Source organism: Microbacterium sp. C-MGS6 (genome assembly GCF_058140415.1).
This window is the reverse complement of record NZ_CM176934.1, coordinates 849,895-864,434: the sequence shown is the minus strand read 5'-3', so window position 1 is coordinate 864,434 and position 14,540 is coordinate 849,895. Positions and strand designations below refer to the sequence as shown.

General features: G+C 70.5%; 15 protein-coding genes and 1 pseudogene. 5 read left to right on the top strand and 11 right to left on the bottom strand.

Going from position 1 to position 14,540, the window contains the following annotated elements; genetic code table 11:
- Positions 1 to 44 precede the first annotated feature (44 nt).
- Both AC3B5L_RS04230 and AC3B5L_RS04225 read left to right on the top strand, forming a co-directional pair.
- Positions 45 to 1,409, top strand: a complete 1,365-nt coding sequence (locus AC3B5L_RS04230; protein ID WP_259953026.1) for a tyrosine-protein kinase domain-containing protein — start codon at positions 45 to 47, stop codon at positions 1,407 to 1,409.
- A 103-nt stretch (positions 1,410 to 1,512) separates the two neighbouring features.
- Positions 1,513 to 2,976: a tyrosine-protein kinase domain-containing protein gene (locus AC3B5L_RS04225; protein WP_259953023.1), complete on the top strand. Its 1,464-nt coding sequence runs from the start codon at positions 1,513 to 1,515 to the stop codon at positions 2,974 to 2,976.
- A 19-nt stretch (positions 2,977 to 2,995) separates the two neighbouring features.
- Here the strand turns inward: AC3B5L_RS04225 and AC3B5L_RS04220 are convergent, their stop codons facing one another.
- Complete coding sequence (locus tag AC3B5L_RS04220) at positions 2,996 to 3,442, bottom strand: GtrA family protein (protein ID WP_187663385.1); 447 nt, start codon at positions 3,440 to 3,442, stop codon at positions 2,996 to 2,998.
- 54 nt (positions 3,443 to 3,496) lie between these two features.
- On the opposite strand from AC3B5L_RS04220, the gene AC3B5L_RS04215 reads away from it, so the two are divergent.
- Both AC3B5L_RS04215 and AC3B5L_RS04210 read left to right on the top strand, forming a co-directional pair.
- A complete protein-coding gene (locus tag AC3B5L_RS04215) occupies positions 3,497 to 4,282 on the top strand; it encodes a glycosyltransferase family 2 protein (RefSeq protein WP_259953021.1) in 786 nt (261 codons plus the stop codon).
- Positions 4,279 to 5,730: a hypothetical protein gene (locus tag AC3B5L_RS04210; RefSeq protein ID WP_490096223.1), complete on the top strand. Its 1,452-nt coding sequence runs from the start codon at positions 4,279 to 4,281 to the stop codon at positions 5,728 to 5,730. The genes AC3B5L_RS04215 and AC3B5L_RS04210 overlap by 4 nt, the downstream gene beginning before the upstream one ends.
- Positions 5,731 to 5,797: 67 nt before the next feature.
- On the opposite strand, the gene glmM is transcribed toward AC3B5L_RS04210, so the two are convergent.
- The 7 genes from glmM to AC3B5L_RS04175 all read right to left on the bottom strand — a co-directional run bounded on the left by glmM (position 5,798) and on the right by AC3B5L_RS04175 (position 11,933).
- Positions 5,798 to 7,156 (bottom strand): phosphoglucosamine mutase, encoded by a 1,359-nt coding sequence (gene glmM / locus AC3B5L_RS04205; RefSeq protein WP_259953017.1) that lies wholly within the window; start codon positions 7,154 to 7,156, stop codon positions 5,798 to 5,800.
- Between the two features lie 14 nt (positions 7,157 to 7,170).
- Complete coding sequence (rpsI, locus tag AC3B5L_RS04200) at positions 7,171 to 7,656, bottom strand: 30S ribosomal protein S9 (protein WP_025104384.1); 486 nt, start codon at positions 7,654 to 7,656, stop codon at positions 7,171 to 7,173.
- A 26-nt stretch (positions 7,657 to 7,682) separates the two neighbouring features.
- On the bottom strand, positions 7,683 to 8,129 hold the full coding sequence (gene rplM / locus AC3B5L_RS04195; protein WP_187663382.1) for a 50S ribosomal protein L13: 447 nt from the start codon (positions 8,127 to 8,129) through the stop codon (positions 7,683 to 7,685).
- A 192-nt stretch (positions 8,130 to 8,321) separates the two neighbouring features.
- Entirely contained in the window at positions 8,322 to 8,990 is a 669-nt protein-coding gene (locus AC3B5L_RS04190) for an endonuclease/exonuclease/phosphatase family protein (RefSeq protein ID WP_136052048.1), read from the bottom strand.
- A 53-nt stretch (positions 8,991 to 9,043) separates the two neighbouring features.
- Positions 9,044 to 9,892, bottom strand: coding sequence for a tRNA pseudouridine(38-40) synthase TruA (truA, locus tag AC3B5L_RS04185; RefSeq protein ID WP_490096222.1), 849 nt, complete (start codon positions 9,890 to 9,892; stop codon positions 9,044 to 9,046).
- 38 nt (positions 9,893 to 9,930) lie between these two features.
- On the bottom strand, positions 9,931 to 11,469 hold the full coding sequence (locus AC3B5L_RS04180; protein WP_187663380.1) for an APC family permease: 1,539 nt from the start codon (positions 11,467 to 11,469) through the stop codon (positions 9,931 to 9,933).
- A gap of 98 nt (positions 11,470 to 11,567) precedes the next feature.
- On the bottom strand, positions 11,568 to 11,933 hold the full coding sequence (locus AC3B5L_RS04175; RefSeq protein WP_187663379.1) for a winged helix-turn-helix transcriptional regulator: 366 nt from the start codon (positions 11,931 to 11,933) through the stop codon (positions 11,568 to 11,570).
- Positions 11,934 to 12,026: 93 nt separating this feature from the next.
- Between AC3B5L_RS04175 and AC3B5L_RS04170 the strand changes: the two are divergent.
- A pseudogene (locus AC3B5L_RS04170) lies at positions 12,027 to 12,871 on the top strand (SDR family oxidoreductase).
- A 24-nt stretch (positions 12,872 to 12,895) separates the two neighbouring features.
- On the opposite strand, the gene AC3B5L_RS04165 reads toward AC3B5L_RS04170, so the two are convergent.
- Genes AC3B5L_RS04165 through AC3B5L_RS04155 form a run of 3 tightly spaced genes read right to left on the bottom strand, consistent with a single transcriptional unit; the run spans position 12,896 to position 14,447 of the window.
- Entirely contained in the window at positions 12,896 to 13,285 is a 390-nt protein-coding gene (locus tag AC3B5L_RS04165; RefSeq protein WP_259953008.1) for a hypothetical protein, read from the bottom strand.
- The gene (locus AC3B5L_RS04160; protein WP_259953006.1) at positions 13,282 to 13,884 is read right to left on the bottom strand and encodes a hypothetical protein; all 603 of its coding nucleotides are present in this window, start codon (positions 13,882 to 13,884) and stop codon (positions 13,282 to 13,284) included. The genes AC3B5L_RS04165 and AC3B5L_RS04160 overlap by 4 nt, the downstream gene beginning before the upstream one ends.
- Positions 13,881 to 14,447, bottom strand: a complete 567-nt coding sequence (locus AC3B5L_RS04155; protein WP_259953005.1) for an RNA polymerase sigma factor — start codon at positions 14,445 to 14,447, stop codon at positions 13,881 to 13,883. Before AC3B5L_RS04155 ends, AC3B5L_RS04160 begins: the two co-directional genes overlap by 4 nt.
- Between the last annotated feature and the right edge of the window lie 93 nt (positions 14,448 to 14,540).

The following is a 14,540-nucleotide window of genomic DNA, read 5'->3' as shown; positions in this document are numbered from 1 at the left end:
AAGAGAACATACCGCCCATCCGGCCTGACCACGCGGGGAGACCGATGCAGCTCCAGGACTATCTCCGGATCGTCCGACGGCAGATCGTCGTCATCCTGTCCGGGCTGCTCATCGGGCTCTCGGTAGGCGCGGTGGTGGCGATGCTCACCCCGCAGCGCTTCGAGGCGTCGACCCAGATGATGGTGACGGTGCAGCTGTCGGAGACGGCCTCACCCACGGAGCGCGCGCAGGCCACAGGCTACGCCACACAGATCATCCAGACCTACCGTGACGTCGTCACGAGCTCACTCGTGCTCGACCGCGTGATCGAGGACCTCGGCCTGTCGGCGTCGCCCTCGGACATCGCCGCCGCCACCGCGGTCTCCTCGGAGCTGAACAGCTCGATCGTGACCGTCCAGGTCGGTGACACGAACCCCGGCCAGGCGGCCCGGATCGCGAACGGCATCGCGGAGAGCTTCACCGCCGTGGTGGCTGACACCCTCGAGAACCGTGGCCAGGAGACCCCGTTCTCCATCCGCGTCGTCACCCTGCAGGCAGCCCAGGTGCCCACGACACCCGTCGCACCGAACATGCCGCTGTCGCTGACGATAGGAGCGGTCGTGGGGCTCGGTCTCGGCCTGGCAGCGGCGCTCCTTCGTTCGCTGCTCGATCAGCGCGTACGCACGCAGGCGGACATCGAGGCGGCCGTGCCCGTTCCCCTCCTCGGGCGCATCCCCTTCGACACCGGCACCGAGGAGCGACCCCTCGCGATCAGCTCGGCGCCCCAGAGCGCGCGTGCCGAGGCCTACCGCGCCCTCCGCACGAACGTGCACTTCCTGTTCCGCGAGAACCGCGGCGTCTTCGTCATCACGAGTTCCGGCCCGGGAGAGGGCAAGTCCACGACGGCGGCTAACCTCGCCCTCGCCTTCGCCGATGCCGGGCATCGCGTGGCTCTCATCGATGCGGATCTCCGGCTCCCACGCGTGGCGGACTACTTCGGGATCGAAGGCGGCGTCGGCCTCAGTGATGTCCTGGTCGGCCGCGTGCGGCTGAACGACGTCATCCAGCGGTGGGGACGCAGCGCACTGTTCGTGCTGCCAGCCGGCACCGTGCCTCCGAATCCGGCGGAGCTGCTCGGGTCATCGGCGATGGAGGAGCTCGTGCAGGCGGCCTCCACCGCCTTCGACGTGGTCGTCATCGATGCACCGCCCCTGCTCCTCGTGACGGACGCCGCGGTCATCGCCCGCGTCACCACCGGAGCGATCCTCGTCGCCGCGTCCGGCAGCACTCCGTCCGGGCGTATTTCCGCTGCCGCCAAGAGCATCGAAGCGGTCGGCGCCACGGTCCTCGGGACCGTCCTCACGAAGGCCCCGACAGGTCGGCGGGATCCCGCCGCGCAGGCCGCCGCACAGGCAGGTGTTCCGCGATGACGCAGACGCGCGGCGCGACGCCCGCGTTGTGTGAGAACATCGGGATTTGACTCCGCGGCTCACCGACGACCGGGAGCTGCCCAGCAACAGAAAGAACTGCCGCGTGGAACTTCGCGACTATGTGCGCATCCTGCACCGCAACTGGATCATGATCCTGATCCTGCTCGTCCTCGGCGTCGTGGGCGGTGCCGGGTACGCGGCACTTCAGCAGCCCTCCTACGTCGCCTCGACGCAGCTGTACGTCTCGGTCCGCACGGAGGGCGCCGCGACCGGCGACCTCGTGCAGGGAACGACGTTCGCGCGGCAGATGGTGACCAGCTACGTCGACGTGGTGGGCACGGCCCTCGTGCTCGACCCGGTCATCGAGGAACTGGATCTCGACGAGACCGTCTCGAGCCTGAGCCGTCGCGTCACGGCGACGACGCCGCTGAACACCGTCCTCATCGACGTCAGCGTCGCCGACGGGAACGCGGCCAGAGCGGCGGAGATCGCCGACGCCGTAGCGGCGAGCTTCCAGAACGCGGTGCAGAACACACTGGAGCAGCCGGCCGCCGAGGGCGCGGTGAGCCCCGTGCAGATCACCGTGACCGAGCCGGCCGCGGTCCCCACCTCCCCCGTGAGCCCGAACACGCGCATGCTCATCCTGCTCGGGGGCGTCATCGGCCTCGCGCTGGGCGTCGGCATCGCCATGCTGCGCACCGTGCTCGACAACCGCATCCACACCCTGCATGACATCGAGGCGCTCACCGACCGCCCGGTGCTCGGCGGCATCGCCTTCGACCCGGAGGCACCGAAGCGTCCGTTGATCGTGCACGCCGATCCGCGAAGCCCCCGCGCGGAGTCCTTCCGGAGCCTGCGGACGAACCTGCAGTTCCTGAACCTCGACAGCGGACCGCGCATCTTCGTCGTCTCCAGCGCGGGCCCCGGCGAGGGCAAGTCGACTACGACCGCGAACCTGGCGATCGCCCTTGCGGAGACCGGCGCGCGCGTCGCCCTCCTCGACGGCGACCTCCGCCTTCCCCGCGTCGCCGACTACATGGGCCTCGAGGGTGGCGCCGGTCTCACCGATGTGCTGATCGGCCGGATGGACGTGGCGGACGCCCTCCAGAAGTGGGGTCGCAACGACCTCTACGTCCTCCCCAGCGGACAGGTTCCGCCGAACCCCAGTGAGCTGCTCGGTTCGTCGGCGATGGACGACGTGCTCCAGGCGCTGGGCGAGTACTTCGACTATGTCCTGATCGACGCCCCGCCGCTGCTCCTGGTGACCGACGCGGCGGTCCTGGGGACCAAGACGCGCGGTGTCATCCTCGCCGCCGCCTCGGGGAAGACCAAGAAGCAGGAGCTCTCGGGCGCCGTCCGCGCTCTCGAGAACGCCGGCGTGCAGATGCTGGGCGTCGTGGTCACCATGCTGCCGACGAAGGGACCGGACAGCTACGGCTACGGGGCGTACACCTACGGCTCGACCCACGAGCTCGACGGCAGCCCCTCCACCAGGGTCACCGCGAAGTTCGGACGCGGGTGGGGCAGGAAGAGCGCCCCGAAGAAGCGCACCACCGCCCGTGCCTGACGCCGACCCCGTCGGCCGCTCAGGCCTTCGGCGACGCGACCCGGAAGACGATCGAGTGGTAGAGCACGAAGCGCAGCAGCACGACGATGACGATGCTGACGAGGTTCACGAGGTTGACCGCCACGGCTCCGGGCGTGCGGCCGAGGATGCCGCCGACCGCTTCGACGCCGACCCACACGAGCGCGGCCCCGAGCGCGGTGCACACGGCGTTGGTCGCGAGGAACAGGGCGACCTCCGCGGCCCGTCCCCGGCGATCGCGGTGGCGGAAGGTCCATTCGCGGTTGCCGATGTACGCGTTGATGAGGGCGACGAGCGAGGCCACGATCTTCGCGGCGACGACGTCCCACCCCCAGGCGTAGACGAGGAGGTTGAAGACGCCGACCTCGATCAGGGTGCTCAGCGCCCCGACCACGAGGAAGCGGCTGCCCACGCCGGCGAGGCGACGCAGTCGGGAGGGAGGATTCATGGCTCAACTAGGCTACTGGCTGACACCTCTGCAGCCCGCCACCGCAAGGACTCCGTGACTCTCCGCCACCTCGCCATCGTCATGCCCGCCTACAACGAGGTGGAGGGCATCCGGGGCTTCATCGACGAGATCCGGTCGGCGGTCGAGCCTCTGGCCGACGAGGTCTCCTTCCACATCGCCGACGATCGTTCGACGGACGCCACCGCGACCGTGTTCGACGACGTCGCCGACGCCACCGTCGTCGTGCAGGCGACCAACCGCGGCCACGGTCCGACCGCCCTCGCGGCCTATCGCGCCGGACTCGCCGCAGACCCGGACGCGCTCGTGCACGTCGACGGTGACGGGCAGTTCCACGGCGCCGACTTCCCCCGGCTGCTGCGTGCGCTCACCGACGAGCAGGCCGACGTCGTGCACGGCGTGCGCGACGGACGCACCGATCCCTGGTACCGCAAGACGCTCACCGGCGCGGTCGGCCTCCTCATCGCCGTCGCAGCGGGTCGCCGCATCCCGGACGTGAACACGCCCCTGCGCGCCTACCGTCCCGAGGCTCTGCGAGTCCTGGTCGAGGCGGTGCCCGCGGACGCGACGGTGCCGCACGTACACTTCTCGCTCGCCGAGGCGCGGGGCGGTTTCCGCGTGCGCTACGTCCGCGTCGCCAGCATCCCGCGCCGCGGTGCATCCAGCACCGGCACCATGTGGGGCCGTGGCGGCGGGCTCCCCCTGCCACCGAAGCGCCTGCGCGTCTTCGTGCGCTCCGCCCTCAGCGAGGCCTGGCTCCTCTCGCTGCGTCCGTCCGCTCCGCTCCGGGCCGTCCGTCGTCCGGAGCCCGTGCGCCGATGAGCCGGCTGCGCACGGCCCTCTTCTGGGTGGCGGCCGCCGCCCTCGTGATCGGCCACGTCGCCCTCGCCTGGCACAGCCTCACGGTGTCCCGTTTCTGGGAGGACGAGGCGTTCAATCTGACCGTGCCCCGCAACCTCCTCGCCGGGCTCGGATACGCCAGTGACGGCGCCCTGTCCGGCTCGACGATCACGCCGTTCGACCCCCGCATCTCCACCGGGCCCGTCGTGCTCCTCCCAGTCGCGACGCTCCTGGCGACCGGCATGGACCCGGTTCTGGCGGCCCGACTCGTGCCGCTCGCCTTCTGGCTGCTGCTCCTCGCTGGACTCGCGGTCCTCGGCCGTCGTATCGGCGGGCGGTGGGCGGCACTTCTCGCCGTCGCGGTCCCCCTGGCGTTCACCGCCGGCGCCGGCGTCTCCCCCATCCAGGGGCCTGCCGACCTGCTGGGCGAGATCCCCGCCGCGGCGCTCCTGGTCTGGGCTCTCGCCGTGCTCCCGCGACGGGCCTGGCTCGCGGGGCTTCTCGTCGGTCTCGCAGTGCAGGCCAAACTCATCGCCGCGCTCGCCCTCCCTGCCTACGCCGTCGCGCTGTGGGTCCTCGCCGATGGCCACGGATGGGTACGCGTCCGCGACGCCCTGCGCCGCGCCTGGCTGCCGCTCCTCCTCTCGGCGGTGCCGACGGCCCTGTTCGAGCTGGGGGCGCTCCTCGCTCTCGGCCCGGCCGGATTCGTGGAGCACCTGCGCGCGTTCGTCCGCTTCGTGCGCAGCGGCGGCCAGGCCGACGCCGCGACGACGGTGCTGCAGAAGCTCGGCACGCTCGCCGACTCCTGGTCGCTGCCGCCCGCCGTCGCGCTCCTCGGCGCTGTCCTCACCCTCGCTCTGGTGACGCTCGGCGTCGCCCGTCGCTGGCGCACCGCGACGGAAGAGGAACGTGTGGTCATCGCCTACGCACTCGCCGCCGTCGTCGGCGCCCTCGCCTTCGTGACCTGGTGGGCGACCGCGTCGCGTCTGCCGCTGTGGGTCCGGCATCCCGCGCCGGGGGTCCTCGCCTTCTTCCCGGTCCTCGCCGCCGTCGCGGTCTGGTCGGTCGCGCGGCTTCCCGAGCGACGCGCGTGGCGGCTCGGCGGGACCGTCGCGGCGGCCCTGGTCGCGATGATCGTCGCGGCGGGCGCGGTGCTGCACGTCGCAGGCACCGTCACGTCCCCCGGGCTGACGCTCGCCCAGCAGCGGGCCGACGTCGAGCCGCTGCGGGCCTGGGTCGAGGAGAACGACGTCGAATGGGTCGCCGCGGAGCGCTGGGGCTGGGCGGTGCCGCTGGTGGTGCTCACCGGCGCGCATCTCGGCCTGCAGGATGCGCCGTCGATGACCGAGGCACCGCGACTCACCCTCGATGACTGCGCCACGGCGACGTTGGCCGAGGGGACGACGAGCCGCCTCTGCGCCGCCCGCTGAACGCGGCCTCCGGAGACGACGAACCGGCCGGCCGCCGAGGCGACCGACCGGTTCGGAGACGGCGGTCCTAGAGCGCGAGGCGCTCCCGCACGACCGCCGCGAGACGTTCCGCGTAGGTCCGGGCCGACTCGGAGTCGGCGGCCTCGACCATGACCCGCACGAGCGGCTCGGTGCCGGACTTGCGCAGCAGCACGCGCCCGGTGTCGCCGAGTTCAGCCTCGACATCGCGCACCGCCTGCTGCACGACCTCGTCCTCGGCGACGCGATCCTTGTCGACGTCGCGGACGTTGATCAGCAGCTGCGGGTAGACCGTCATGACCGATGCGAGCTCCGCGAGGGACTTGCCCTGCCGCGCCATCTCGGCCACGAGATGGAGACCTGTGAGCAGGCCGTCCCCCGTGGTCGCGTACTCGCTCATGATGACGTGGCCGGACTGCTCGCCGCCGAGCGCGTACCCGCCCTCGTTCATGTCCTCGAGCACGTAGCGGTCGCCGACGGCCGTCTGGCGCACCGTGATGCCGTGCTCGCGCATCGCGACGTGCAGACCCAGATTGCTCATGACCGTCGCGACGAGCGTGTCGTCGGTGAGACGGCCGCGCTCCTTCATCGACAGCGCCAGGATCGCCATGATCTGATCGCCGTCCACGACGTTGCCCTGCGCGTCCACCGCGAGGCAGCGGTCGGCGTCGCCGTCATGGGCGATGCCCACGTCGGCGCCGAGGCGGACGACGGCTTCGGCCAGGTTGTCGAGGTGCGTGGAGCCGACGCCGTCGTTGATGTTCCAGCCGTCGGGGTCGGCACCGATCACGGTGACCTCGGCACCGGCGTCGCGGAACGTCTCGGGAGACACCCCGGAAGCGGCGCCATGGGCGCAGTCGAGCACGACGTGGACGCCCTCGAGGCGGTGCGGCAGCGAGCCGAGCAGGTGGACGACGTAGCGGTCCTCCGCATCGGAGAAGCGGTCGATGCGGCCGACGCCGGCACCGGTGGGGCGCAGCATCTCGCCATGCATGGCTTCCTCGATGCGCTGCTCGACGACGTCGGGGAGCTTGCGTCCGCCACGGGCGAAGATCTTGATCCCGTTGTCGGGCGCCGCATTGTGCGAGGCGGAGATCATCACGCCGAAGTCCGCATCGCGATCCGCCACGAGGAACGCCAGAGCCGGCGTGGGGATGACCCCGGCCTCGAGGACGTCGACTCCGGAAGAGGCGAGGCCCGCGGCGACGGCAGCGGTCAGGAAGTGCCCGGAGACCCGGGGGTCACGGGCGACGACGGCGGTGAGTCGCTTGCCTTCGGCTTTGCGAGCCTCCGCCGTACGGCCCTGGCCCAGGACGACAGCAGTCGCCTGGGCCAGGGTGAGCGCCAGGTCGGCGGTGAGGATGCCATTGGCGAGTCCTCGCACGCCGTCCGTGCCAAAGATCGGCATCGGAGCAGTGGACCTTAACGCTTCGAGTACTGAGGCGCCTTACGGGCCTTCTTGAGTCCGGCCTTCTTGCGCTCCTTGACGCGAGCGTCGCGCGAGAGGAAGCCGGCCTTCTTCAGGGTCGGACGGTTGTTCTCCGCGTCGATGCCGTTGAGGGCACGCGCGATGCCGAGACGCAGGGCGCCGGCCTGGCCGGAGTCGCCACCACCCGAGATGCGGGCGATCACGTCGTACGCACCGGCGAGGTTCAGCGCGGTGAACGGGTCGTTGATCAGCTGCTGGTGCAGCTTGTTCGGGAAGTAGTCCTCGAGCGTACGGCCGTTGACCGTGATGGTGCCCGAGCCGGGGACCAGACGCACGCGGGCGATGGCCTGCTTGCGACGGCCGACAGCGGCGCCGGGGACGCTCAGCACGGGGCGGGGAGCCGCCTCGACCGCGTCGGTCTCCGGGGTCGACGTCGAGAAGTTCTGGAGGTTTTCGGTGGAGTCCTGGATGTCAGCCACGAGTATGTCCTTAGTCTGTACGGCGCTTACTGGGCGACCTGGTCGAGGGTGTACGGCTGGGGCTGCTGCGCGGCGTGCGGGTGCTCGGCACCGGTGTACACCTTCAGCTTCGACAGCTGCTGGCGGCCCAGGCTGTTCTTCGGGAGCATGCCACGGATGGCCTTCTCCACGGCGCGGACCGGGTTCTTCTCGAGAAGCTCGGCGTAGGTGACCGACTTCAGGCCGCCCGGGTAGCCGGAGTGGCGGTAGGCCAGCTTCTTCTGGAGCTTCTGACCGGTGAGCGCGACCTTGTCGGCGTTCACGATGATGACGAAGTCACCCGAGTCGATGTGGTTGGCGAAGGTCGGCTTGTGCTTGCCACGCAGAAGCGTCGCCGCGTGCGAGGCCAGGCGGCCGAGAACGACGTCGGTGGCGTCGATGACGACCCAGTCGCGCTGGACTTCGCCAGCCTTGGGGGTGTAAGTGCGCGTCACGATAGTGCTGCTTTCTTGTCGAACGGAGGTGTTCGTGAATCCCACTCCGGGGTGGTTCGTTCCCTACGGGGAGGAACACGCCAGTGGAGGGCTCACGTTCGGATGTGCATCTTCCCCGCAGGCAGGGAAGGGCACCAAAGAGTCAGCATACGCCACCGGAACGGCATTCCCCAAACCCACCCGGCACGGGTGTCAGTTCGGACGGACCGTCACGAGGATCGGGCGGTGGTCGCTGGAGCGCTGCGGCAGCGTGGTGATGCGCTCGATCTCGAAGCCGGACGAGGTCGCGAAGTCGTAGTGCCCGCGGAAGACCCGGTACCGCGTGTAGGTGTGGTCGTCGCTGAGGGACAGCGCGTATCCCTGATCGCGCACCGCCTGACCGAGGTTCTCCTTGAAGACGGGGTAGTTGTAGTCCCCCACCATGAGCTGCGGCAGCCCCTCGCCGAGCGTCGCGAGCTCGGCGAGCGCCGCGCGGATCTGGTGCCGGCGCAGTGAGTTCAACGCCGTCAGGGGCGCGGCATGGAAGGACGCCACGATGAACTCGCCGCCGTCGTCGATGTCGCGCAGGCGGGCGCCGAGGACGCGCTCATGCGCGGGTTTGGCGATGCGGTCATGCAGCGACTTCTTCAGGCCGAGGGTGCGGATGCCGAGCAGACGATAGGTGCTCTCGCGATAGAAGAGGGCGAGGCCGAGCCTGTTGCCCTGCGTCGCGTCCGCCAGCACGAGACCGCCGATCCGATCCGGAAGCTCCGGGACATCGCACTCCTGGAGGCAGAGGATGTCGGGATCATGCTCATCGACGAGCGCCGCGAGCTCGCCGGCGGCGCGGTGCTTGCGCAGGTTGTAGGAGATGACCTTCATGATCGTCCCCACGCTACCCGCCCCATCTGTGCCCCGGCTCCCGATCCCGGCGATCAGTCGCTCTCGCGGTCGCGTCGGGCCCTGGTCTGGGCGGCTCTGGTGGCCAGGAGCTCCTCTGCCGGGTAGCCGACCTCCGTGAGGGTCAGCCCGCGGGCGGCGAGGACCTTGAACTCACTCGTCCGCGTGAGCGCATCGCGGAGCACGACGAGATCGCCGACGTTGAGGCGCCCCTCCCCCACAGCCGCACAGGCGCCGACGAGGGCCCGCACCATGCTGTGGCAGAACGCGTCGGCCTTGACCTCCGCGACGAGCACCCCGTCCGCGTCCCGCTGCCACCGGTAATCGAGCAGCGTACGGATGGTCGTGGCCTCCTCACGGGGTTTGCAGTAGGCGGCGAAGTCGTGGAGGCCGATGAGCGTCTGCGCCGCGGCGTCCATCGCCTCCGCGTCCAGCCGCCCCCGGATGGTGGTGGTGTCGAGCCGCCGCAGCGGGTCGTATCCGGCGAGGTCGTCGGCGAGCCGGTAGCGGTAGCGGCGCCAGACGGCCGAGAATCGCGCGTCGAAGCCCTCGGGGGCGAGAGAGGAGCGGGTGACCGTCACGTCGGGGTAGGCGCCGAGCACCCCGCGCATCCGCGCCGCGATGCTGCCGGCCGGGTCCTCGGCGGCGCGGCCGTGGCGCGCCTCGATCCGCGCCCACTGCGCCTCGTCGAGATCCACGTGCGCGACCTGTCCGCTCGCATGCACGCCGGCGTCCGTCCGCCCGGCGACGACGAACCGCACGTCGGAGCCGACGATCCGGGCGAGCGCCGCCTCCAGCGTCCCCTGCACCGTGCGGAGCGTGGGCTGCGTGGCCCACCCGCGGAAATGGGTGCCGTCGTAGGCGATGTCGAGCCGGATGCGCACGAGGCCAGCCTAGGACAGCCGCGTGCGCACCCCGTGCGTCAGATGCCGCCGTCGACCGATCGGATCAGCGCGCCCGGCTCCTCGGGAACCATCACCTGGGTCTCCCGGTTCAGGCTCTCGCCCCGGAAGAACCGCTTCGACCGCGGGAAGAGGTACCAGAGGAACATCAGGACCAGGCCGATCGCCAGCGACCCGATGCCGATCACGAACGTCCCGCCGATGCCGAAGAGCACGGTGTAGCCGTAGTCGACGTCCCACATGTCGATCGCCGACTGGACGAACGCCCCGGTGAGCAGCAGGGCGCCGACCAGCGGGAAGATCCCCTTGAAGAACAGGTCGCGAGCGGAGCGCCGCAGATCGGCGCGGAAGTACCAGACGCAGGCGAAGCCGGTGATCGCGTAGTAGAACGCGATCGCGAGTCCGAGCGACAGGATCGAGTCCTGGAGGATGTTGTCGCTGATGAGGGTCATGCCCACGTAGTAGAGAGAGGCCACCACGCCCATGACGATCGTCGAGAACGACGGCGTCTTGTAGACGGGGTGCACGTCCTTGAACTTCGCGGGGAGCGCGCGGTACACGCCCATCGCGAGCGTGCCGCGGGCGGTCGGGAGGATCGTCGTCTGGGTGGACGAGATCGCCGAGATGATGACCGCGACCACGAGCACCCACCCGAACGGGCCGAGCAGGCCGTCCTTGATGGCGAGGAAGAAGTCGTCGGCGTTGGCCTCGTTGCCGAGTCCCGTGCCATCCTCGCCGAGTCCGGCGTACATCATCGCGGCGATCGTCACGGCGACGTACGTCACCAGGAGGATCACGCAGGTGAGCACCGCGGCACGGCCGGGAATGCGCTTCGGGTCCTTGGTCTCCTCGTTGAGGGCGAGGCAGGTGTCCCACCCCCAGTAGATGAAGAGCGCCAGGAGGATGGCCTCCGTGAAGCCCGACCAGTCGGTGAAGCCGAACGGGTTCAGCCACTCCCACGCGAACGGCGTGGCGTCGGGGGCGTCGCCGGTGAAGAACTGCCAGAGGGCGGCGACGACGAAGATCGCCAGCGCGAGGTACTGGATCGCGAGGAGGACGTTCTGGATGCGCTCGCCGATCTCCACGCCGCGCCAGCTCACCCAGGTCATGGCGGCGATGAAGAGCACGGCCACGACGACGACCCGCCAGTCGTTGTTCTCGAGGTCCTGTCCGATCAGCGACCAGAAGTAGACGGAGGCGATCTGCGCCAGGTTCGCGAGCACGACCATGCCGGCGACCGCGACGCCCCAGCCGCCCATCCATCCCACCCAGGGGCCGAAGGCCTTGGTGCCCCAGGTGAAGGTGGTGCCGCAGTCGGGGACGGCGTTGTTGAGCTCCCGGTAGGCGAAGGCGATCAGCAGCATCGGCACGAAGGCGATGATGAAGGCGATCGGTGCTTGGGCGCCCACCGCGAGCACGACGAAGCCGAGCGTCGCGACGAGCGAGTAGACGGGGGCCGTGGAGGCCAGACCGATGACGGTGGATCCCCACAGGCCGAGGGTGCCTGCAGCCAGGCCCTTGCCGTCGGGTCGTTCAAGGTGGATGGGCGTCGTTGCCATGCTCAGAACAGTACGGCGGGCCGCGGTATCCCGTCAATCCTTTTGTTTCGGCGACGGATTCCACGCGTCGTGTGGGGATATGCGAAGGATTCCGTGGGTCAGTCGCGAGCGAGCATTCCGTCGGCGTGCGCCGCCACCCACTCCATCAGGGGCAGCATCCGCTCCATCAGGTCGCGCCCCAGCGGCGTGAGGCTGTACTCGACGTGCGGCGGCACCGTCGGCAGCGATTCCCGGTGCACCAGGCCGTCGTCGGTGAGCGTGCGCAGGGTGGAGGCGAGCATCTTCTCGCTGATGCCGTCCACCTGTCGGCGCAGCTCTCCCCAGCGGTGGGTGCCGTCGGAGAGACATGAGAGAACCAGAACGCCCCACTTGCTCATGATGTGGTCCAGGACGACGCGCGTGCCGCACCCCTGATCGAAGAGGGCCGGCTGAGAATCGCGGATCTGCGCAAAACTCACCGTCATGTGGGTACCTTACCGAAAAGTGGGTACCTGCTGAAAGGAATGCTCACGACGGCTATCGGGGTTGTCCGGGGAGTCAGCTACGAAAGGACTCCCATGACCATCCTCGTCACCGGTTCGACCGGTCACCTCGGCCGCCTCATCGTCGCCGCCCTCCTGGAGCGCGGTGTCGAGCCGCAGGCGATCCGCGCCGGCGCCCGCGACCTCGCCAGGGTGCCGACCTCGGCGTGCCCGTCGTCCGTCTCGACTACACCGACCCGGAATCGGTCGCCGCGGCGCTCGACGGCGTGGACACCGCCGTGCTCGTCTCGGGCTCCGAGGTGGGCCAGCGCGTCGCGCAGCATCGGGCGGTGATCGACGCCGCGAAGGACGCCGGCGTGTCGAAGTTCATCTACACGAGCGCGCCGAAGGCCACCACGAGCACCCTCGTCCTGGCTCCCGAGCACAAGGCCACCGAGGAGCTCATCGCGGCCGCAGGCCTCCCCGCGGTGATCCTCCGCAACAACTGGTACACCGAGAACTACGCCGCGGACCTCGCCCGCGCCGCCGAGACCGGCGCCCTCAGCGCCGGCACCGGAGACGGCCGCGTCGCCTCCGCCAGCCGGAAGGACTACGCCGAGGCCGCCGCGGCCGTGGCCACGGAGGATGGACACATCGGCGCCGTCTACGAGCTCGGCGGAGACGTCGCGTGGACCTACGCCGACCTTGCCGCCGCGATGACCGAGGTCACCGGCCGCGAGGTCGCCTTCCTCCCGCTCTCCGCGGACGAGCAGCTCGCCGCGCTGCGCGCCGCCGGGCTCGATGAGGGCACCGCCGGCTTCGTCGTGGCCCTCGACGCCGGTATCCGCGACGGCGCACTGGCAGACACCGACGGCACGCTCCGCCGCCTCATCGGCCGCCCGACGACACCGCTCGTCGAAGGCCTCCGCGCCCTGGTGTGAGGTGAGGAGCGCCGCCGGCCGCCGTCACGGGCGGCGGCGCTCCCCCGGCACCGGCTCCCCGGCGCTCTGCACATAGGCGACGGTCAGCGTGAGCCTGTCGCGCCGCAGGCCGTCCACGTGCAGCACGGCATCCACGGTCTCGCGGGCGTGCCGCAGGGTCGCGACGCTGCTCACCCGCCCGTCGACCCCGATCGCGGCCTCGACCGCCACGCCCTCCGGCGCCGCGGTGACGGACACGATCGGGTCGGCACCGCGCTCGACGCCCCAGGCGGCCGCCCCCGCACGCACGAGGTTCGAGACGAGCGATCCGGAGCGGTACACACCGCGCACCCCCGAGCAGGCGCGCAGGGCGGTCTCGATCCGGATCGCGAGATCCGCGCGCTCCTCCTTCGTCAGCTCGGCGTCGGCCATCATGCCCCCTCCCTGACGTCGGTGATCGCGACGTCGATCGCCATGACCTGCAGCTCGGTGTGACGACGCAGCCGGACATCCACCTCGGCGCGCAGCCGGTCGGCGACGCTGCGGAGAGGGTCGCCGAGGCGCACGCTCGCGTCGATCATCACCCGCACCGGCGCTCCGGGCTCGGTCACGTCGCCGTCCAGTCGGCACCGGCCGACCAGAACCCCGGGGACGGCCTCCTCCGCGGCACGGACCAGTCCGCGCACGGCACCCTCGGTGATCGCCAGCTCCACGGCCGGATCGTCGGAGGCGAACGGGATACGGCGTCCTGCCTGGGCATCCATCGCGATGCCGCTGAGGATCCGGTCCACCCAGCTCTCGTCCACCGGCGCGGCAGAGGCCGCGTCGTCATCCATCAGCTCGCTGCCGAGGCCGCGCAGCCTCTCCAGGGCGTCGAGCGCGAGCTGGCATCCCGGAGACTCCTCGATCGCGGGGTTCCGCGGGGTGCGTCCGGCGTCCAGGTAATCGCTGAGGTCCTCGATCGTGTGCCCGTCCAGGTCGGCGGGCTCGAGACCGAGGCGGCGCAGCTGGTCGTCCTCGTGGTGATCGGTCATCGCCACGCCTCCATCCGTGTGATCAGGAATCGTCGCGCGCGGGACAGCAGTCCGCGCACCGTGCTGACGGGGATGCCGAGCTCCTCGGCGATCTCGTCGTAGCTGTAGCCGCCCAGCTCCCGCAGCACCCAGCACTCGCGCTGGGCCTCGGGGAGCTCGCGCAGAGCGGCACCGAGGGCCGCGACACCCGCTCGCGCTTCGACGACCGCGGCGGGCGACGCCTGCGGCGGCGCGGGCCGGTCGATCTCGTCCACGTCGAGGGCCGGCCGCGTCTGCCGCAGCCGGTCCACCGCTTTGCGACTCACGATCCGCATGAGCCAGCTCTTCACCTTGGCGGGGTCCTCCAGCTCACCGAACCGCTGCCACGCGGTCACGAACGCATCCTGCACGATGTCGTCGACCTCCGCCGATGCGTTCAGCATCCTGTGCGTGTAGGCCCTCATCATCGGCGTGTACCTGCGCACGAGCACCGCGAATGCGGCGACGTCCCCATCCATCGCACGGCCGGCGACGATGCGGTCCCCAGCTTGCTCCAGCGCCTCACCCCAGCGGTCGGCTGCCATTCCCCCACCCCTCGTTCACGGTTCCCCGGGCGTTCGGAGCCCGCGCCGCGTCGGATCGTGACGACCCGATGCGCGCAGGCGGAGGAGACGCCC

Bases quoted from the DNA above. Each gene is read 5' to 3' on its own strand.
- AC3B5L_RS04230 (WP_259953026.1), top strand. From the start codon at position 45: ATGCAGCTCCAGGACTATCTCCGGATCGTCCGACGGCAGATCGTCGTC.
- AC3B5L_RS04220 (WP_187663385.1), bottom strand. From the start codon at position 3,442: ATGAATCCTCCCTCCCGACTGCGTCGCCTCGCCGGCGTGGGCAGCCGC.
- AC3B5L_RS04210 (WP_490096223.1), top strand. From the start codon at position 4,279: ATGAGCCGGCTGCGCACGGCCCTCTTCTGGGTGGCGGCCGCCGCCCTC.
- glmM (WP_259953017.1), bottom strand. From the start codon at position 7,156: ATGCCGATCTTTGGCACGGACGGCGTGCGAGGACTCGCCAATGGCATC.
- AC3B5L_RS04190 (WP_136052048.1), bottom strand. From the start codon at position 8,990: ATGAAGGTCATCTCCTACAACCTGCGCAAGCACCGCGCCGCCGGCGAG.
- AC3B5L_RS04180 (WP_187663380.1), bottom strand. From the start codon at position 11,469: ATGGCAACGACGCCCATCCACCTTGAACGACCCGACGGCAAGGGCCTG.
- AC3B5L_RS04175 (WP_187663379.1), bottom strand. From the start codon at position 11,933: ATGACGGTGAGTTTTGCGCAGATCCGCGATTCTCAGCCGGCCCTCTTC.
- AC3B5L_RS04165 (WP_259953008.1), bottom strand. From the start codon at position 13,285: ATGATGGCCGACGCCGAGCTGACGAAGGAGGAGCGCGCGGATCTCGCG.
- AC3B5L_RS04160 (WP_259953006.1), bottom strand. From the start codon at position 13,884: ATGACCGATCACCACGAGGACGACCAGCTGCGCCGCCTCGGTCTCGAG.
- AC3B5L_RS04155 (WP_259953005.1), bottom strand. From the start codon at position 14,447: ATGGCAGCCGACCGCTGGGGTGAGGCGCTGGAGCAAGCTGGGGACCGC.